General features: G+C 69.4%; 18 protein-coding genes and 2 pseudogenes. 10 read left to right on the forward strand and 10 right to left on the reverse strand.

The genetic code is table 11. The annotated features are described in order from the left end of the window. Window positions 1-545: 545 nt before the first annotated feature. Window positions 546-1,010 (forward strand): annotated as a pseudogene (locus ACFYVR_RS22955) (Ig-like domain-containing protein); the annotation flags it as partial. 179 nt (window positions 1,011-1,189) lie between these two features. Beyond that, a pseudogene (locus ACFYVR_RS22960) lies at window positions 1,190-2,628 on the forward strand (pyridoxal phosphate-dependent decarboxylase family protein). A gap of 84 nt (window positions 2,629-2,712) precedes the next feature. Here the strand turns inward: ACFYVR_RS22960 and ACFYVR_RS22965 are convergent. Continuing rightward, on the reverse strand, window positions 2,713-3,189 hold the full coding sequence (locus ACFYVR_RS22965) for a Dps family protein (protein WP_387477490.1): 477 nt from the start codon (window positions 3,187-3,189) through the stop codon (window positions 2,713-2,715). A gap of 226 nt (window positions 3,190-3,415) precedes the next feature. Then, window positions 3,416-3,898 carry a Fur family transcriptional regulator gene (locus ACFYVR_RS22970; RefSeq protein ID WP_387477492.1) on the reverse strand — a complete coding sequence of 161 codons (483 nt, stop codon included), beginning with the start codon at window positions 3,896-3,898 and terminating at the stop codon, window positions 3,416-3,418. Window positions 3,899-4,012: 114 nt separating this feature from the next. On the opposite strand from ACFYVR_RS22970, the gene ACFYVR_RS22975 reads away from it, so the two are divergent. Both ACFYVR_RS22975 and ACFYVR_RS22980 read left to right on the forward strand, forming a co-directional pair. Continuing rightward, window positions 4,013-4,939, forward strand: a complete 927-nt coding sequence (locus ACFYVR_RS22975; protein WP_387477494.1) for a hypothetical protein — start codon at window positions 4,013-4,015, stop codon at window positions 4,937-4,939. 10 nt (window positions 4,940-4,949) lie between these two features. Beyond that, the gene (locus ACFYVR_RS22980; RefSeq protein ID WP_387477496.1) at window positions 4,950-5,330 is read left to right on the forward strand and encodes a DUF309 domain-containing protein; all 381 of its coding nucleotides are present in this window, start codon (window positions 4,950-4,952) and stop codon (window positions 5,328-5,330) included. A gap of 25 nt (window positions 5,331-5,355) precedes the next feature. Here the strand turns inward: ACFYVR_RS22980 and ACFYVR_RS22985 are convergent, their stop codons facing one another. Both ACFYVR_RS22985 and ACFYVR_RS22990 read right to left on the reverse strand, forming a co-directional pair. Then, complete coding sequence (locus ACFYVR_RS22985) at window positions 5,356-6,393, reverse strand: aspartate-semialdehyde dehydrogenase (RefSeq protein WP_387477498.1); 1,038 nt, start codon at window positions 6,391-6,393, stop codon at window positions 5,356-5,358. A 5-nt stretch (window positions 6,394-6,398) separates the two neighbouring features. Then, entirely contained in the window at window positions 6,399-7,664 is a 1,266-nt protein-coding gene (locus ACFYVR_RS22990; protein WP_387477500.1) for an aspartate kinase, read from the reverse strand. Window positions 7,665-7,784: 120 nt separating this feature from the next. Between ACFYVR_RS22990 and ACFYVR_RS22995 the strand changes: the two genes are divergently transcribed. Together ACFYVR_RS22995 and ACFYVR_RS23000 are read left to right on the forward strand one after the other, a co-directional pair. Continuing rightward, window positions 7,785-8,996, forward strand: a complete 1,212-nt coding sequence (locus tag ACFYVR_RS22995) for a low temperature requirement protein A (protein ID WP_387477503.1) — start codon at window positions 7,785-7,787, stop codon at window positions 8,994-8,996. Window positions 8,997-9,038: 42 nt separating this feature from the next. Next, entirely contained in the window at window positions 9,039-10,580 is a 1,542-nt protein-coding gene (locus ACFYVR_RS23000; protein WP_387477506.1) for a bifunctional 3'-5' exonuclease/DNA polymerase, read from the forward strand. 6 nt (window positions 10,581-10,586) lie between these two features. Here the strand turns inward: ACFYVR_RS23000 and ACFYVR_RS23005 are convergent, their stop codons facing one another. From ACFYVR_RS23005 to ACFYVR_RS23015, 3 genes are all read right to left on the reverse strand, one after another. Beyond that, window positions 10,587-11,246, reverse strand: coding sequence for a helix-turn-helix transcriptional regulator (locus tag ACFYVR_RS23005; RefSeq protein ID WP_387477508.1), 660 nt, complete (start codon window positions 11,244-11,246; stop codon window positions 10,587-10,589). A 126-nt stretch (window positions 11,247-11,372) separates the two neighbouring features. Further along, entirely contained in the window at window positions 11,373-11,936 is a 564-nt protein-coding gene (locus ACFYVR_RS23010) for a hypothetical protein (RefSeq protein WP_387477510.1), read from the reverse strand. Between the two features lie 282 nt (window positions 11,937-12,218). Beyond that, window positions 12,219-13,196 carry a pirin family protein gene (locus ACFYVR_RS23015; protein ID WP_387477512.1) on the reverse strand — a complete coding sequence of 326 codons (978 nt, stop codon included), beginning with the start codon at window positions 13,194-13,196 and terminating at the stop codon, window positions 12,219-12,221. Window positions 13,197-13,317: 121 nt separating this feature from the next. Here ACFYVR_RS23015 and ACFYVR_RS23020 point away from each other — a divergent pair, with 121 nt between their 5' ends. Together ACFYVR_RS23020 and ACFYVR_RS23025 are read left to right on the forward strand one after the other, a co-directional pair. After that, window positions 13,318-13,653 carry a GNAT family N-acetyltransferase gene (locus ACFYVR_RS23020; RefSeq protein WP_387477514.1) on the forward strand — a complete coding sequence of 112 codons (336 nt, stop codon included), beginning with the start codon at window positions 13,318-13,320 and terminating at the stop codon, window positions 13,651-13,653. Window positions 13,654-13,706: 53 nt separating this feature from the next. Beyond that, entirely contained in the window at window positions 13,707-14,123 is a 417-nt protein-coding gene (locus ACFYVR_RS23025; RefSeq protein WP_387477611.1) for a carboxymuconolactone decarboxylase family protein, read from the forward strand. Between the two features lie 21 nt (window positions 14,124-14,144). Here ACFYVR_RS23025 and ACFYVR_RS23030 read toward each other — a convergent pair whose 3' ends face one another. After that, window positions 14,145-14,717 (reverse strand): pentapeptide repeat-containing protein, encoded by a 573-nt coding sequence (locus ACFYVR_RS23030; RefSeq protein WP_387477516.1) that lies wholly within the window; start codon window positions 14,715-14,717, stop codon window positions 14,145-14,147. 361 nt (window positions 14,718-15,078) lie between these two features. On the opposite strand from ACFYVR_RS23030, the gene leuA reads away from it, so the two are divergent. Continuing rightward, on the forward strand, window positions 15,079-16,887 hold the full coding sequence (gene leuA, locus ACFYVR_RS23035; RefSeq protein WP_387477518.1) for a 2-isopropylmalate synthase: 1,809 nt from the start codon (window positions 15,079-15,081) through the stop codon (window positions 16,885-16,887). Window positions 16,888-17,005: 118 nt separating this feature from the next. On the opposite strand, the gene ACFYVR_RS23040 is transcribed toward leuA, so the two are convergent. Together ACFYVR_RS23040 and ACFYVR_RS23045 are read right to left on the reverse strand one after the other, a co-directional pair. Next, entirely contained in the window at window positions 17,006-17,353 is a 348-nt protein-coding gene (locus tag ACFYVR_RS23040; RefSeq protein ID WP_387477520.1) for an SHOCT domain-containing protein, read from the reverse strand. 24 nt (window positions 17,354-17,377) lie between these two features. Further along, a complete protein-coding gene (locus ACFYVR_RS23045; RefSeq protein ID WP_387477523.1) occupies window positions 17,378-17,803 on the reverse strand; it encodes a DUF6325 family protein in 426 nt (141 codons plus the stop codon). A 121-nt stretch (window positions 17,804-17,924) separates the two neighbouring features. Between ACFYVR_RS23045 and ACFYVR_RS23050 the strand changes: the two genes are divergently transcribed. Further along, the gene (locus ACFYVR_RS23050) at window positions 17,925-18,302 is read left to right on the forward strand and encodes an SHOCT domain-containing protein (protein ID WP_387477525.1); all 378 of its coding nucleotides are present in this window, start codon (window positions 17,925-17,927) and stop codon (window positions 18,300-18,302) included. Window positions 18,303-18,383: the final 81 nt, after the last annotated feature.

Genomic DNA, 18,383 nt, shown 5'->3' on the forward strand with positions numbered 1-18,383 from the left:
GCGGTGACCACACTCCCGTTCAACAACACCTGCAAGGCCAGTTCCGTCATCGCCGTCGACAAGACGTCGGCCTCCGGCACGACGGTCGAGCACCGGCGTCGGTCAACGCGGGCGAGACGTTCACCTACCGGGTGCAGCCCAACGGCTCGTCCTTCCCGAACAGCGACTCGGGCGCCACCACGATCGGCCTGTCCCGATTCAAACTGGACTACGAGATTCCGGACAACGCCACGTTCGTCAGTGCGGCGATCGTCCCGGGTACCGCGGTGAACATCAACACCAACACCTCGGGAGGCGCCGTCGGTGTCGCACCGAGCGTGATCCGGGTGAACACCGCGGGCGCCGCCGACGCCGCGGGCACCATCCTCCGCGTGTCCGGCAACAACGAGGTCATCGCGAACGGTGGCACGAACAGCACGAGCACGGTGGGCGGCATTCGGGCCGACAAGCTGAAGAAGGATCTCAACGGCGCCACGACGTCCGACGGCTCGAGCTGGTTCCGCCTTCCCGCCATCGACGTCACCGTGACAGCCAACGCCGCCGGCGTGATCACACCCAAGATCCGTACCGCCGGCAGCGCCGCGACCTACGGCAACGACCAGAACTACTACACCTTCCTCGCGCAGGCCTCGCTCTTCGGCACGCAGAACGCGCCGACCCGGTGCACCCCGCGCGACTCCACCACCGCGGCGCTGAACGCCGGTGGCGGCGCGCTCGCCACCATCACCGTCACCGATCCCGGTCCGACCGTCGAGGACAGCACCACCACGCTGAGCGTCCCGGCGACCGCCAAGACCGGCACCGCCGTCGACCTCACCGCCACCGTCGCCCCGGCCGGCGCCACCGGAACCGTCGAGTTCCGTGACGGCGCAACGGTTCTCGGTACCGCACCGGTCACGGTCGGCACCGCGACGCTGAACCACACCTTCACCACCGACGGCGCGCACAGCATCACCGCCGTCTACTCGGGCGACGCGACGCACAACCCGTCGACCTCCTCGGCCGGCACCGTCGACGTCACCACCGATCCGGTTGTCGTCGACACCACCACGACGCTGAGCGTCCCGGCGACCGCCAAGACCGGCACCGCCGTCGACATCACCGCCACCGTCGCCCCGGCCGGTGCCACCGGCACCGTCCAGTTCACGGACGGCGGCACCGACATCGGTTCGAACACTCGCCGCGGGAGATCCTGGACCGGCTCGACGAGCTCCAGGCCTCGGACGCCCCGACGTCCGGTGGCCGCCTGCTGTCCTACGTCTACGACCCCGGTGTCGCCGAACTCGACGACCTCGCCGCCGCGGCTGCCCGGAAAGCCCAGTCGCTCAACGGCCTCGACCCGACCACCTTCCCGTCCGTCGCGGCTCTCGAACGAGACCTGGTCGCGCTGGCCCGGACGGTGCTCGCCGACGGAGTGGACGGCGTCGTCGGCTCCGTCACCAGCGGCGGCACCGAGAGTTGCATGCTCGCCGTGAAATCCGCTCGCGACACCTGGCGCGCGGCCACCGGACGCGACGACCGCCCGACGCTGGTGATCGGGTCGACCGCGCTCGCCGCGTTCATCAAGGCGGCGCACTATCTGGACCTGCGACTGCGGGTGCTGCCGGTCGACCCGGACACCTGTCGCCTGCGGCCGGAGGACGTCGCGGCCGCACTCGACGACTCGGTGGCACTGGTCGTCGCGTCCGCTCCGTCGTACCCGCACGGCGCGCTCGATCCGATCGAAGGCATCGCGAAGGTGTGTGCGGCGCAGGACGTTCCGGTGCACGTCGACGGCTGCATCGGCGCCTGGGTGCTGCCGTGGTGGCCGGGCGCCGAGGACCGCCCGGCGTGGGATCTGCGTGTGCCGGGCGTGGCGAGCCTGTCGGCGGACCTGCACAAGTACGGCTACGCCCCGAAGGGCGTGTCGGTGCTGCTGTACCGGGACCGGGACCGGCACCGCCGCCAGTGGTTCGCGACGAGCGCCTGGCCGGGATACGCGGTGGTGAACCCCACGATGCTCGGCTCCCGGACGGTGATGCCGATCGCGGCCGGCTGGGCGGTGTCGCAGGCGTTGGGCCGCAGCGGTTTCGCCGAGTTGACGGGCGGATCGCGCGGGCTGCCGAGCAGGTGCACAAGGCGATCGACGGTATCGAGGGCCTGCGCGTCGTCGGGGAGCCCGCCGGCCCCCTGGTCGCCGTCGCCACCGACCCGGAGGTGCCCGAGCCACGGCGGGTGGATCCGCACCGCTGGGCCGATGCCGCGAAGGAACTCGGCTGAGTGCTGCAACCGCAGCCGGGACGCACCCAGTCCGACGACACGGTCCTGCCCCGCACCACCCACGTGACGCTGACCCCGGTCACGGAGTCGGTCATCGGCGACCTCGACGAGGCGATGACCGCCGCCGCGGACCGGGTTCGAGGCGTGCCGGGCGCGCAGGCTCCCGCGGACTTCGTCGCGGCCGCCGGTCAGATCCGGACCGAGGACCTCACCAGCGAGAACTGCGCCGCCGTGCTCGCCCTGGTCGGTCTCGACCCGGCGGGCGGCCTGGACGGCCCGGTGGCCGAACTCCTGGCCCTGATCGAGGCCCTGCCGGAACCCGTCGCGGAACGACTCCTCGTCGAGTTCCTGGCCCGCTTCATGGAGTGACGTCCGCACCGCCGCGATCCGCACCACGAAGGGGCGGCACACCGCGTGGTGTGCCGCCCTTCCGGTCGTGACGAGAACGCGCTGTCAGGCCGCCAGCGCCTGCCACATCCAGTGCAGCTGTTCGAGTTTGGCGGTGATGCCGATGAGGAGGTCCTGAGTGACGGCGTCGGCCTTCTCGGTCGCCTCGACCCGTGCCCGCAGTCGGGCGATCACCGCGGCGAGGTTCTCGACGATGGCGTTGACGACGTCGGTGTCGCTGGTCCAGCCGGCACCGAAGCCCGTGGTTCCGGCGTCGGCGGCCACCGTGGCGGCGCGGCCGTCGGGGCTGACCCCGATCGCGGTGGCCCGCTCCGCGGCGGCGTCGGTGAATTCACGTGCAGTCGTGACCAATTCGTCCAGCGACGGATGCACGGACAGGAAGTTGCGGCCCACGACGTTCCAGTGGGCCTGCTTGGCCACCAAGCTCAGATCGATCAGATCGACGACGGTACCCTGCAGGGCCTCCCCCGCGATCCGCTGCTGTCCCGCGTCGAGTGTGCTGGCAATGGGACCGTTGGTCATTGTCATCTCTCCTCTACGTGTACGTGCGACGTCTGTGGCTTACCCCGTTGCGGGGTAACCCAACCCTCGTATGTTTCAACTGTTCTGGCAGGCGCCGCGTTCCCGGGTGTGGCCGAGAGCACGAGAACCGACGCCCGTTCCGCGCGACCACGAAGGAAGACCCGATCGACCTGGAGGCAGTGATGGACACCGTCCCGGTCCCGCGGATCCTCGTGGCGTGCACGGCCTACCGGTGATCGCCCTCGGGGACCGGCTCGTGGGCCGGCATCCCGTCGGATTCCGCCCGGCACTGCGCGCACACACCCCAGAACACGACCTCGGCTTCGTCGACGACGAAGCCGTGGTCGTTCGAGGAGGGGGTCAGGCACGGCGCGCGACCGACGACGCAGTCGACGTCGACGACGACACCGCATTCCCGGCACACGAGGTGGTGGTGGTTGTCCCCGGTGCGGGTCTCGTAGCGGGCCGGTGATCCCGCGGGCTCGATGCGCCTGAGCAGTCCGGCGTTCACACAGGCCTTGAGCACGTCGTAGACGGCCTGCGTCGACACCGAGCCCAGTTCGGCGCGCACCTGCGCGGCGACCCGGTCGGCGTCGGTGTGGGGGTGCGCGGCGACCGCGTTGAGGACGGCGACCCGCGGAGCGGTCACCCGCAACCCCGCGGCACGCAGCTGCGTGCGAGGGTCCGAGCGGGTTCCTGCGTCGCGCATCGGTCCAGTATCCGCTCCATTTCTGGAACAAGTCAAGAAAACCCTGACCGCGCCGCAACGCCTCACCCGCGTGGGGTGACCCGCACCCGGACGGAGTGGAGTTCACTGTTCACCGTGAAACCCACGAAGCTGTCGGTTGCGCTGGCGAAAGAAGCGCTCGAGGTCCGCAGGCAGTCGGCCCACGGCTGGCTGCGGAGGACCACCGCGGGCCGGACCGTGGCCCGAGTACTCGGCGGCCTCGCCGACATCGAACTCGCCGACCGCGCGATGACGCTCGCGGCGCAGGAATTCACCTCCGTCCTGCCCGTGATCATCGTGGTGGGGACCATCGGCAACCTGCACGGGGCGTCGGAGACACTCTCGAACCAGCTCGGTATCGACCCCGGCGCCCTGACCTCGATCACCCACACCACCGCGAACGCCGTCGAGTCGAGCCCACCCACGTTCGCGACGTTCGGCGTGATCGGTGTCCTGATGATCATCGTCAGTGGCACCTCCTTCGCACGCGCCCTCGGTCGTGTCTACGGCAAGGTCTGGGGCGTGCCGACACTGACGTTCAGCGGGTGGTGGCGGTGGGTCGCGGTCCTCGTCGCCGTGGCCGCCGCCATCGGACTGCTCGGGCGGGTGCGCCGCGTGTCGACCGTCGAATGGATCGGGCCGCCGCTCGCTGTCGTCGGCGAGGCCCTCGTCTGGTTCGGCCTGTGGATGGCCGTCCCGTACCTGCTCACCCAGGGACGCCTCGCCGGCCGCGTGCTGTGGGCGACGGCGGGCCTCACCTCCGCCGGGCTGACGATCCTGGGTATCGGCGGGGTGCTCTACCTCCCCCGCGCGGCGGCGTCGGCGCAGGACAAGTTCGGCGAACTGGGCCTGGTGTTCACCGCCATCACCTGGATGTTCCTGCAGTCGGCGGTCGTCGTCGCGGCGACCACGATCGTCAAGGCACTGGCCCTCGACGAGGGGTTCGTCGGCCGGGTCCTGCGCGGACCCGGACTCGAACCGGTACCCCCCGAGCCCCTTCCGGTACACGACCGCGCGGGCTAGCGTGTCGATCATGACCGACGTTCGCCCGCGTTTCGCGGCAGGCGCCGCGGTGACGGAAGCGCAGCGACTGCTCGACCACGACGCACCCGAGGAGGCCGCGGTGCTGCTCGCGGGGACGACCGCGGCAGCCACCGACGACGAACTCGAGATCTGGCAGGGTCTGACCCTGCTCGCCGAGGGACTCACGCAGACAATGCGACGTGATCCGGCCGCGATCGTGTCACTGCAGCGCGGTGCCGACCTCCTCGATGCACACGACGGCGCGCCGCCGCACGCTCTCGACGTCGCCGGCCTGACCGGATGGGCCCGCCACCTGGTCGCCGCCCTGGGCGACCCGGCGGCACCGACCTTCCCGGATCACCCGTCCGTCCCGCGGCTGCGCCTCCCCTGAACCCGCGAGCGTCCGGATGGGGCGCTCAGCCGACGAGCAGCTCGGCGATCTGGATCGTGTTCAGCGCGGCGCCCTTACGGAGGTTGTCGCCGCAGACGAACAGGGCGAGGCCGCGTCCGCCGGGGACACCCGGATCCTGCCGGATGCGACCGACCAGCGACGGATCGCTGCCGGCAGCGGCCAGCGGGGTCGGGACCTCGACGAGCTCGACGCCGGGGGCGTCGGCGAGCAGTTCCTTCGCCCGCTCGACCGACAACGGGTTGCCGAACTCGGCGTTGATCGACAGCGAGTGCCCGGTGAACACCGGGACGCGCACGCAGGTGCCGCTGACGAGCAGGTCCGGGATACCGAGGATCTTGCGGGACTCGTTGCGCAGCTTCTGGTCCTCGTCGGTTTCGCCGCTGCCGTCCTCGACGAGGGAGCCGGCCAACGGGATGACGTCGAACGCGATCGGCGCGACGTACTTGTTCGGCGCAGGGAAGTCGACGGCGCTCCCGTCGTGGACGAGCTTCTCCGCGTCCTCGGCGACCGCCCGCACCTGCGTGGCGAGTTCCTCGACGCCGGCGAGCCCGCTGCCGGAGACGGCCTGGTAGCTGGAGACGATCAACCGCTGCAGCCCCGCCTCGTCGTGCAGGACCTTGAGCACGGGCATGGCGGCCATCGTGGTGCAGTTCGGGTTGGCGATGATGCCCTTGGGCGGGTTCTTCGCCTCCTGCGGGTTGACCTCACTGACCACGAGCGGGACCTCGGGGTCCTTGCGCCACGCGGACGAGTTGTCGATGACGGTGGCACCGGCGGCGGCGAACCGCGGGGCCTGCGCCCGCGACAGGGTCGCACCGGCCGAGAACAGCGCGATGTCGATGCCCTTCAGGTCCTCGTCGGACACGGCGGCGGTGTCCTCGACGACGATGTCCTGTCCGCGGAACGGCAGGGTGGTGCCCGCCGAACGGGCCGACGCGAAGAACCGCACCTTGTCGGCGGGAAAGTTGCGCTGCTCGAGCAGGGTGCGCATGACGGCACCGACCTGGCCGGTGGCGCCGACGACAGCAACAGTCAAAGCCATGGGTCTTACCGTCCCGTTCCCGCGTGGACGACGGCTTCCTCGTCGCCGCCCAGATCGAATGCCTTGTGGATCGCGCGCACCGCGTTGTCGAGGTCGGCATCGTCGACGAGCACCGAGATCCGGATCTCCGAGGTGGAGATCAGGTCGATGTTGATGCCCGCCTCGGCGAGCGCCTCGCAGAAGGTGGCGGTGACGCCGGGGTGGCTCTTCATGCCCGCGCCGACGAGGGACACCTTGCCGATGCTGTCGTCGGACAGGATCTCGGTGAAGCCGATCTCGCCCTGCAGCGCGGTCAGCTTCTCGACCGCCGCGGGCAGGTCCGTCTTCGGCAGCGTGAAGGTGATGTCCGTCTTGCCGGTCTCCACCTTCGAGATGTTCTGCAGCACCATGTCGATGTTGATCTCGCCCTCGGCGACCGCACGGAACACCTTGGCCGCGTATCCCGGCACGTCGGGCAGCCCGACGACGGTGACCTTGGCCTCGGAGCGGTCGTGCGCGACGCCGGTGAGGATGGCTTCTTCCACGGGGATGTCCTCCATCGATCCGGACACGACGGTGCCGGGCTTGGTGGTGTACGAGGATCGGACGTGCACGGGCACGTTGTAGCGGCGGGCGTACTCGACGCACCGGAGCATCAGCACCTTCGCGCCGCACGCAGCCATCTCGAGCATCTCCTCGAAGGAGACGGAGTCGAGGCGTTGCGCGTCCGAGACGATGCGTGGGTCGGCGGTGTAGATGCCGTCGACGTCGGTGTAGATCTCGCAGACGTCGGCCTTCAGCGCCGCGGCGAGCGCGACGGCGGTGGTGTCGGAGCCGCCACGACCGAGAGTGGTGACGTCCTTGCTGTCCTGGCTGACGCCCTGGAATCCGGCGACCAGCACGATCGACCCGCGGTCGAGCGCGTCCCGGACGCGACCCGGGGTGACGTCGATGATCTTCGCGTTGCCGTGCGCGCCGGTGGTGATGACACCGGCCTGCGAACCGGTGAACGACCGGGCCTCCTCGCCGAGGCCGTGGATGGCCATCGCGACGAGGGCGTTGGAGATGCGCTCACCCGAGGTCAGCAGCATGTCCATCTCGCGCGCGGGCGGCGTGTCGCACACCTGCTGGGCGAGGTCGAGCAGTTCGTCGGTGGTGTCGCCCATCGCGGACACGACGACCACGACGTCGTTCCCCGCGCGTTTGGTCTCGACGATCCGTTCGGCGACGCGTCGGATGCGCTCGGCGGATGCCACCGAGGATCCGCCGTACTTCTGCACGACGAGCGCCACGCCAATCAACCTCCGGGTCTGGGGTCTGGTTACGAAATCCGATTGTCAAGCTTACCGACGGTGACCGAATCGCTCGCACCGGGACTGCGACCGACCGCCACCGCCTGCGACGATGTGTGCATGAACCTCCCCCGACGGTTGCGCATGCAGCAGGGCCAGGAACGCGCCTCGGTCTCGCCGCTGGAGTTGTTCTTCGACCTCGTCTTCGTGTTCGCCCTCACCCGGGTCACCGATTTCATGGCGGACGATCCGACCGGGGAGAACCTCCTCCGCGGTGTCCTCGTCCTGGCCGTGCTGTGGTGGAGCTGGGTCGGCTACTCCTGGCTGTGGAACCTGATCCGGGCGGACGAGGGCGTGTCCCGGGTGGTCGCGTTCGCCTCGATGGGCGCGGTGTTCGTCGTGGCCTTGACGATCCCCGAGGCGTTCGTCGACCTGCCCGACGGACTGTCCGGTCCGGTGGTGTTCGCGCTCGCCTACTTCGTGGTGCGCGCACTGCACCTGGTGATGTTCCTGGTGATCAGCACCGACGATCCGCAACTGCGCCGCCAGGTGCTGCGGTTCGTGCCCAGCATGGCGATCGGGACGACGTGCCTGCTCGTCGCGTCCCAGTTGACCGGAACCGCGCAGACCGCGATGTGGTTCGCGGCCCTGGCCGGCGACTACCTCGGCACGATGATCGGAGGCGCCGAGTGGCGGCTGCGGTCGGTGAGCCACTTCGCCGAACGGCACGGCCTGATCGTCATCATCGCGTTGGGCGAATCGATCACCTCGATCGGCATCGGCGTCGCCGCACTGCCGATCTCGTGGGCGATCATCGTCGCGACCCTGCTGGGCCTGGCGGTCGCCGGCCTGATGTGGTGGGCGTACTTCGACGTCACCTCGCTCGCCGTCGAGCACGCCTTCGAATCCGCCGCGGGCACCCGGCTGATCAAGATCGCCCAGCACTGCTACACCTTCGCCCACCTGCCGATGGTCGTGGGCGTCGTGATGATGTCGCTGGGCCTGAAGAAGGTGCTCTCCTACGTCACGGACGGCAACCACCACCGCCTCACCGACCCGCTGTACGGGTGGCCACTGGTCGCACTGCTCGCCGGCGGCGCCGTCTACCTCCTGGCCCTGGTGTACTTCAAGGCCTACCCCACCGGCAGCATCACCTACCCGCGCGTCCTCGCGGCGGCGGTGCTGCTGGTGCTGATCCCGGCGCTCTGGCACACGCCCGCCCTGGCGACACTGGCCGCGCTGACCGCGGTCCTCGCCGCCATGATCGGTTACGAGACGTGGCGCTACGCCGATCCCCGCTCGCGGATCCGGCACGGTGCGCACGAGCGCTGACACCTCGCGCCTCGTGTCGGGCCCGTCCGACACACTGACCCCGTGAGAGTCGTGTTGGCGCCGGGCCCCGAGCGGGTCGTCGCGGTCCGCACCGACGACGCCGGTACCGCCCTCGCCGAGCCGACCGTGTTCCCGGACGCGGCGGCGGCCGTCCGCGCTCTCGAACCCGAACGCCCGCGCTGGGTGTGGCCGGACACCGCGGCGGTGTACCCGACGGTGCTGCGCGCCGGCCTGCGGGTGGACCGCTGCCACGACCTCGCCCTCACCGACGCGCTCCTGCGCACCCGGGCCGGGCTGCCACCCGCAGTCGGGCCGGCACCGGTGGACGAGCGCCCCGGACTGTTCGACACCACCCCCGCCGCCGACCCGGACGCGGTCCTGGCCGAGTACACCGAGCAGGTGCGCCTGATCGGCTCCGACGCCCGTCTGCGCCTGCTCGTCGCCGCGGAGTCCGCGGGCGCCCTCGCCGCCGCGGAGATGAGTCACACCGGGATGCCGTTCTCGGCGGCCGCGCACCGCCGCATGCTCGAGAACGCCCTGGGTCCCCGGGTTCCCGCCGACACCCTGCCGGTGCGCCTTCGGGAACTCGCCGACGAGGTCAGCGCCGCGTTCGGGCGACGCGTGAACCCGGCGTCGCAGCCGGAGGTGGTGGCCGCGTTCGCCCGCGACGGCGTCGAACTGGCCTCGACGCGGGCATGGCTGCTGCGCGACGTCGACCACCCCGCGGTCGAGCCGCTGCTGCGGTACCGCGACCTCGCCAAACTGCACTCCGCGAACGGGTGGGCGTGGCTCGACGCCTGGGTCGAGGGCGACCGGTTCCGGCCGGTGTACGTCCCCGGCGGCGTGGTGTCGGGTCGGTGGGCGAGTCGCGGTGGCGGCGCCCTGCAGATCCCGAAACCGGTGCGCGCCAGCGTGATCGCCGAGAAGGACCACACCCTGGTGATCGCCGACGCCGGCCAGCTCGAACCCCGGATCCTGGCCGCGATGTCCGGCGATCCGCTGATGGTGGCCGCCGCGGGCGCCGACGACATGTACGCCCCGGTCGCCGCCGAGGTCTTCGGCGGCGACCGCGCGAAGGCGAAGGTCGCGATCCTCGGCGTCCTCTACGGCGCCACCGCAGGCGAAGCCCGCGCACTGCTCACGTTGCTGCGCACACGCTTTCCGGTGGCCGTCCAGTACGTGGAAGACGCCGCCCGCGCCGGCGAGCGGGGCGACGTGGTGCACTCGTGGCTGGGCCGCGCCTGCCCACCACCGGACGCGAACTGGTGGTCGCACGGCGACGCCCACGCGCGGGGACGCTTCACACGCAACTTCGTCGTCCAGGCCACCGCCGCCGAATGGGCACTGTCACTCCTCGCCGACCTTCGCCGTCGCCTCGCCGGCAGCGACACCGGCCGGCTCGCCGGCAGCGACGCAGAGCTGGTGTTCTTCCAGCACGACGAGGTGGTCGTGCACTGCCGCGACCCCGAGCAGGCCACCCGCGACATCCTCGCCGCCACCGACACCGCGACCCGACTGCTGTTCGGCGACACCGCCGTTCGGTTCCCCATGGACCTCGCCGTCCGCGACTGTTACGCCGAATGAGCCTCGCTACGGAACCGCGGCCCGCCGGATCGCGCGCGGCGTGGCGCCCGTGATGTCACGCACCGCGCGACCGAACTGACTGGACCCGACGAAGCCGCACCGGACGGCGACCTGCCCGACGGTCAACTGAGCGTGGTCGGGATCGGTGAGCAGTTCCAGGCTTCGCGCGACCCGACGTCGCCTGATCAGTTCGTACACCGAGTACGGCGCCGACTCGAACAGCTTGTGCAGATACCGGGAACTGACGTTCATCGACGCCGCGACCTTCGCGACTGTCAGCGTCGGATCGGTGTAGTTGTTCTCCACGAACTCCACTGCGCGGGCACGATTCCGGTTACCGATCGCACCGGACTTCGCGGTGCGGCCCTGCGCCTGCCGAATCACTGCGAGGCACAGATCCAGGACCGCGTGCTCGACGAGGGCCAACTCGGCGGAACCCGCCGGACACAGGTCGCTCTCGGCGAACTGCTCGAGCACGCCACCGAGAAGCACCGTGAGCGGCTCGGCGGGCAACGCGCAGCCGACGAGGACACGAACGTCGACCGACCGAGCCGTCAACGCCACATGCGGCAGGTACGCGAACACGTAGTCGCCACGGCCGGGCAGCGCAACCGCGAACGGTGCCGCAAAATCGACGAAGGCGACCTCCCCGGCAGCACCCGACACCGCAGGCCGTGCTGTTCGAACACGCGTCACCGGACCGGACCGCCACCAGGCACAGGTATCCACTGTGATCGTCGGCGAGCCACTCCGGAGTACGCATCACCGAAACCGCGGATGTCCGTAGCCGATTCACCCGCACCCCCGGCAGCGCTCCGGGAAACGCCAGTAGAGCTGTCCACGGATCCCGATGCCCAGCCGTCCGGGCGGCTCGAGATCCAGGACTGCGCCCGACCGGTGCGCGGCACGCATGATCTCGGTCAGCGGCCTCGCCGATCGGGCCGCCTCCGAGCGCGAAGGAAGCACGGACGCCGCGGTGACCAGGGAGCAACTGGTCTGCCACTCGGCGACGACCACGCCGCCGGTCTCGCAGTCGACCATGTCCAGGATGCGCGCCAGTGCCGGTGAGGTCACGCCGCACATCCGCACGGTGCGGGCGAAGACCTCGTCGACGTCGAGGGCGCTGCGCTCGTCCCGGCACAGGACGGTCAGTCCGACGTCGCGGTCGGTGACGACGTCGCGGCCGTGCCAGAACTCCGCCGACGGGGCACCGCCACAACAGTGGAGCAGGCGGTACCGACCGGCGGCGAAGGTGCTGCCGGGGACGTGACCGGCCGGCGAGCGACCCGCGGGCGGACATGGACGTGTCGGTGGCTGAGCCACCACAGCGGACAGCCGTTCGGTGTCAGCGTGCATGCACCGACGTCGAGCCGCTCGACTGTGTGTCAACGCAGAGCATTCGTGCATCCTCACACAGCCACGCGGTGATGCAACCCCGCGTCACGGACGAGTAGTGCTGGGCGACAACGCTTCGCCACCCCGCACTTCCGGCGACCGTGCAGGTAATCGGACACCTGTCACAGTCGGTGGCACATTCCCGCGGCACTGTTCATCGATTCTCCGTGCGCGATTTGTGCGTCTCCGGCGCCCGTGCGTGACCCTGGTGGCCCCGGCTACCGAAATCGCGCACAGGCCCGGTCATCCGCGTGGCTTGAGCCGGGTGTTGGGCAGCACCGGGGCCGGGATCGTCTCCCGCCACGCGGCGGGGAACGGCCCGAAGCGGCTCGCCTCGGGAGCGGGCCGTTCGTCGCGTTCGCGCTGCCAGTCCTCCCGGTACCCCGCGACCTCGTCGTGGGAGCGACCGATGAAGTTCCACCACATGACGATCTGCTCGCCGAAGGGTTCACCACCGAGCACCATGATGCGCACCGGCCCGTCCGCCCCCGCGACCAACTCCACTCGCGACGGACCCGCGGGCAGAAACACCAGCTGACCCACCTTCGCGTCCACTCCGGCCACCGACAGCGACCCGGTGTCGACCATCACGCCGTGCTCGAACGTCGGGTCCAGCGCGATGCTCAGCGACTGCCCGGCCCGCATCGTCACCTCTGCACCGACGAGCGGTGTGAAGGTGCGCACCGGCGAAGTCTGTCCGAACAACTGACCGAGGAACACCGAGACCTGCGCTCCCTCGATGTCGACGAGCGGCGGCTCGTAGTGCTCGAAAGCCGGTGCGGTGAAGCGGTGTTCGTCGGGCAGCGCCACCCACAGCTGGACCCCGTGCAGGATCTCGGTGTCGGGTGTGGAGAACTCCGAGTGCGCGATCCCGGAACCGGCGGTCATCAGGTTGACCTCCCGCGGCCGAACCATCGCGTGCGCACCGGTGGTGTCGCGGTGCTCGATCTCACCGCGGAACAGCCACGACACCGTCTGAAGCCCGGTGTGCGGGTGGCCGGCAACCTTCATGCCTCCGCTGTCCCGAACGTCGTCGGGTCCGTAATGGTCGATGAAGCACCACGCGCCGATCAGGGACCGGCCCCGCTGCGGCAGCGACCGACGCACCGTCATCGCCCGCGGGCCACCGAGTGGCACCTCACGGAAATCCATCAGCTCCGGGATGTGCGCCTCGCTGCTCGCGCACACGATCTCGCCGGGCGTGGGGTCGAGATTGCTCATGAGTGCCGGTCCTGTCGATCACGTGTCCTGAGAAGTGCAGTTCGAGCCTAACCCCGCTGCTCCGCCTCGAGCCGCACGACGCCGGTCGCGACCGAACCCGCCGGTACGGCATAGTTGTTCCATGACTGACGAGCAGAAGACCGACGCCTCCCCCACCGTCCGCGACGCCGGTGATCGCTACGAGATCGTCGTCGGTGGCGAGGTCGCCGGTTTCACCGAGTACCTGGACCGGGGCGCCCAGCGGATCTTCTTCCACACCGAGGTCGACGAGCGGTTCGCGGGGCAGGGCCTGGCGGGGATCCTCGTCCACGAAGCACTGACCGCGACCGTGGCGGCGGGGCTGCGGATCGTTCCGATCTGCCCGTACGTGGCGAAGTACGTGGGCAAGCACCACGACTTCGACGCCCAGCTGGACCCGGTCACCCCCGACGCCCTCGCGGCGGTGCAGGCGCGGTGACCGCGCACCGACGCATCGCGATCGACAAGCAGTCCCCGACGGTCTACGACGCGATGACGGCCGTCGCCGTCGAGGTGGGCCACCAGGCGAAGGCCGCAGGTCTCGACCGGACGCTGATCGAATTGGTGAACATCCGTGTCTCACAGATCAACCGGTGCGCCTTCTGCCTGGACCTGCACACCCGCCGGGCCCTCACCGGCGGCGAATCGATCCGGCGGATCACGGTCCTGCCCGCGTGGCGGGAGGTCACGCTCTACAGCGACGCCGAACGCGCCGCACTCGAGATAGCCGAGTCGGTAACCATGGTCGCGCAGGACCACCTCGACGACAAGACCTACGCGTCGGTCCGCACGTACCTGACCGACGACCAGGTATCGGTCGTGACCTGGGCTGCGATCGCGATCAACGCCTTCAATCGGATCTCGATCGCGAGCCTGCACCCGGTCCGGCCGTCACCGAAGGCGTCCTGAACGGCGGGACCGGCTGCGGGCCTATCCGACGCCGCTGATGTTCGTCGAGCCGGTGACGACGGAGCCGAACAGGGGGGCGTCCGGCGCCCGCTCCGGCAGCGAACTGCCGCCACCGGACACCGTGTCGTCCGGATCCGATTCCGTGGTGATCGCGCCGGTGAGATCGACGGCGACGGCGCCGGTGAGATCGGCACGGATCAGTTTGGTTCCGTCGAGTGTCGCGCCGCTCAGGTCGGCGTTCGTCAGTGTGGCGCCGGTGAGGTTGGCGCTCCCGAGATCGGCACCGGTGAGGTCCGCGCCGGTCAGGTCCACGCCCGGGCCGTAGACCAGGTAGAGGTTCGCGGCGGACAGTTTGGCGCCGACGAGTGTGGTCCCGGCCAGGTTCGCGCCGAGCAGGTTCGCGCCGGACAGGTCAGCGAACGAGAGATCGACACCCGACAGGTTCACGCCGACGAGATTGGCGTCCGCGCAGTCGGTGAAGACGGACTCCGTCGGATCGGACACGATCGTGCAACCGCCGATGGTGGTGTCCGCGGACGCGCCGGGCGCGAGGACCACCGGACCGGCGACCGCCAGCCCCGCCCTTGCAGCCACGCCGACAATTCGGGCCACCATCCGGCCACGTCCCCTCGGACCTGTCGCAATCGCGCACTCGCTTCCAGAGAAATCCCATGTCAGACGACTGAATCCGTCTTGACGGGACACCCTGACAAAACGATCACGATGCGGTGGCGAATTCGTCGAACCAAGCGTCCAACTGCTTGATCCGGCCGCGTTCGCGGGTGGTCGGGCTGGCAATTGGGTCCAGCAGGTAGACTGCCCTACATGCAGCGGGCGCTCCTCCTTAACTGCCGCGACGGGGTCTGATCCAGACCGGCCTCCCGTCGCGGGGTTCAGTGGCGCCGGTCGATCACCCCTAGGACCGACAGGTCCCCCTCAGTTCGGAGATTCGTCAATGTCACCCGCCGACGCATTCACCACCGGATCGCGCACCATCACGCCGCCGTCCAAGCCCGCGCCCGCAGACCAGCCCGCGTGGAACACGCAGAAGAACTCCTCGATGCCGACCTACCGGTACCGGCCCTTCTCGGAAGAGGTCGAGTCGGTGTCGCTGCCCGACCGCACCTGGCCCGACAAGGTGATCGACCGCGCCCCGCAGTGGTGCGCCGTCGACCTGCGTGACGGCAACCAGGCACTCATCGACCCGATGAGCCCGGCCCGCAAGCGCCGCATGTTCGACCTGCTGGTCCGGATGGGCTACAAGGAGATCGAGGTCGGTTTCCCGTCCGCCAGCCAGACCGACTTCGACTTCGTCCGCGAGATCATCGAGGACAACGCGATTCCCGACGACGTCACGATCCAGGTGCTGACGCAGTCGCGTCCCGAGCTGATCACCCGCACGTTCGAGGCCTGCCAGGGCGCGAAGAACGTCATCGTGCACTTCTACAACTCCACGTCGATCCTGCAGCGCCGGGTGGTGTTCCGCGCCGACCAGGCCGCCATCAAGAAGATCGCGACCGACGCCGCGGCACTGGTGCTCGAGGAGGCGAAGAAGTACCCCGACACCAACTGGCGCTGGGAGTACTCCCCCGAGTCCTACACGGGCACCGAACTGTCGTACGCCAAGGAAGTGTGTGACGCCGTCACCGAGGTCCTCGGCGCGACCCCGGAGAACCCGGTCATCCTGAACTTACCCGCGACCGTCGAGATGGCCACCCCGAACGTGTACGCCGACTCCATCGAGTGGATGCACCGCAACCTGGCGCGTCGCGACGCGGTGATCCTGTCGCTGCACCCGCACAACGACCGCGGCACCGGTGTCGCGGCGGCGGAGCTGGGCTACCAGGCCGGCGCCGACCGTATCGAGGGCTGCCTGTTCGGCAACGGCGAGCGCACCGGCAACGTCTGCCTGGTGACGCTGGGCCTGAACATGTTCACCCGCGGCGTGGACCCGCAGATCGACTTCTCGAACATCGACGAGATCCGCCGCACGGTCGAGTACTGCAACCAGCTGCCCGTGCACGAGCGGCACCCGTACGGCGGCGACCTGGTGTACACCGCGTTCTCCGGCAGCCACCAGGACGCCATCAACAAGGGTCTGGACGACATGAAGGTCTCCGCGGACTCGCAGGACGCGGACGTCGACGACATCGTCTGGCAGGTGCCGTACCTGCCGATCGACCCGAAGGACGTCGGCCGCACCTACGAGGCCGTCATCCGCGTGAACTCGCAGTCCGGCAAGGGCGGCGTGGCGTACATCATGAAGGCCGACCACGGTCTGGTGCTGCCGCGCCGCCTGCAGATCGAGTTCTCCCAGTCCGTCCAGAAGATCACCGACGGCGAGGGCGGCGAGGTCTCGCCCAAGGAGATGTGGGACGTCTTCCACGAGGAGTACCTGGCACCGGTCAGGCCGCTCGAGCGTATGCGGCAGAAGGTGACCGCGTCGGAGGAGGACGGCGGCACGGACTCCATCACCGCCGTGGTGAAGGTGGACGGCAAGGAGCAGGAGGTCTCCGGATCCGGCAACGGCCCGCTCGCCGCGTTCGTCGACGCCATCGGGACGATCGGGTTCGACGTCCGCGTCCTGGACTACAGCGAGCACGCGATGTCCGCGGGCGACGACGCGCAGGCCGCCGCCTACGTCGAGTGCGCCGTGACGTCGCCCGACGGCACGAGCAAGGTGGTCTGGGGTGTCGGTATCGCGACGTCCATCACCACCGCTTCGCTGCGCGCGGTCGTCTCCGCGGTGAACCGGGCCCACTGACAACACCCCGACACGCGGCTGAAGGGGCCCTTTGTTCGGTTGATCCGAACAAAGGGCCCCTTCAGCCGTGGACGGGGAGATACCCCGTAGCCGGGTGCCGCGTCAGCCCCGCAGGCGGTCAGCCCAGCAGTTTGGCCTTGGCGGCTGCGAACTCGTCGTCGCTGAGCACACCGGCCTGGTGCAGTTCACTGAGCTGCTTGAGCTTGGCGATCATGTCGTCCTCGGGCGGCGCCGCCGCCTGCTGGGCGGCCGCCTGCTGTGCCGCCGCCTGCTGGGCGTACTGCTGCTGTTCGTACTCCTGCTCCGCCTGTTGCTGATCGGCGTAGGCCTGCTTCTCCTGGTACTTGCGCTGGGACCGGCGGTCCATCGCATTGGTCGTCGCCCGGGCGGTACCCGCCACCACCGCGGTGCGCGCGACGGTGCCGAGCAGCCCGGGACGACCCACTCGTCCTGCCCTGAAAACCATGATCTCTTCCCTTCCCTGGAACGCCTAGAACGCGGCCTGGACCGCCGCGACCACCACCTCGTGAGGAATCTGCACGTGCAGGGCAACTTCGCCGCCGGCCGCCCGTGCACTGGTCGTGAACTTCCGAGCCCACGTCTGCTCGTACACGATGATCGCCGCCGAACTGCCCGGCTCCAGCGTCTCCCGGATCACGTCGAGGTCCTCGTCACTGATCAGCGCCTTGGCCTCGATGGACAGCACCGCCAGCCCCACGTCGTCGAGGTCCTCGTCGACGTCGATCTGCGTGATGTTGCCCGCCTCGTCCTTGGCGATGTACACGAGGTCGAGCAGCGTGACGTAGCCACGCGCCACCACCTCCTGTAGCGCTTCGACGGTCTCGGTGTTGACCGTGGCGCCGGGAAACGCCAATACGACCAATTCGACCGGACCGATGTCCACCGTCTCATCCATGGCGACCAGGCTCGTCGTCGCCGCTGCTCCGCACATCACCCGACACGGATGAGGCGCAACCACCCCACGAACGGGAATCCTCGACTGCACAACGATTCATCTCTGGGAATGGAGCACTACTGTGGACACGTTCTGGGACTTCCTGTGGCTGGTTCTCGTCACGTTCGCCTTCGTGGCCTACCTGATGCTGCTCTTCTCGATCATTGGTGACCTCTTCCGCGACCACAAGACCTCGGGCTGGTTGAAGGCGGTCTGGGTGTTCTTCCTGATCTTCGTGCCATTCCTGACAGCGCTGATCTACCTGATCGCGCGCGGCGACGGCATGACCAAGCGATCCATCGCGGCGGCGGAGCAGTACAAGTCCGATCAGGACCATTACATCAGGTCGGTCGCGGGCAAGTCTCCTGCCGACCAGATCGCCGATGCGAAGGCACTGCTCGACTCCGGCACGATCACCGAGGCCGAGTTCGCATCGCTCAAGGCCAAGGCGCTCGGCTGACGAGAGCCGCTGTCGCCCCGACCGCTCCGGGAATCCGCCAGTGTTCCCGGAGCGGTCTCGTTCTAGCGCCGCGCCCGTGTA

It is taken from the genome of Rhodococcus sp. NPDC003318 (genome assembly GCF_042879035.1).
GTDB lineage: Bacteria > Actinomycetota > Actinomycetes > Mycobacteriales > Mycobacteriaceae > Rhodococcus_G.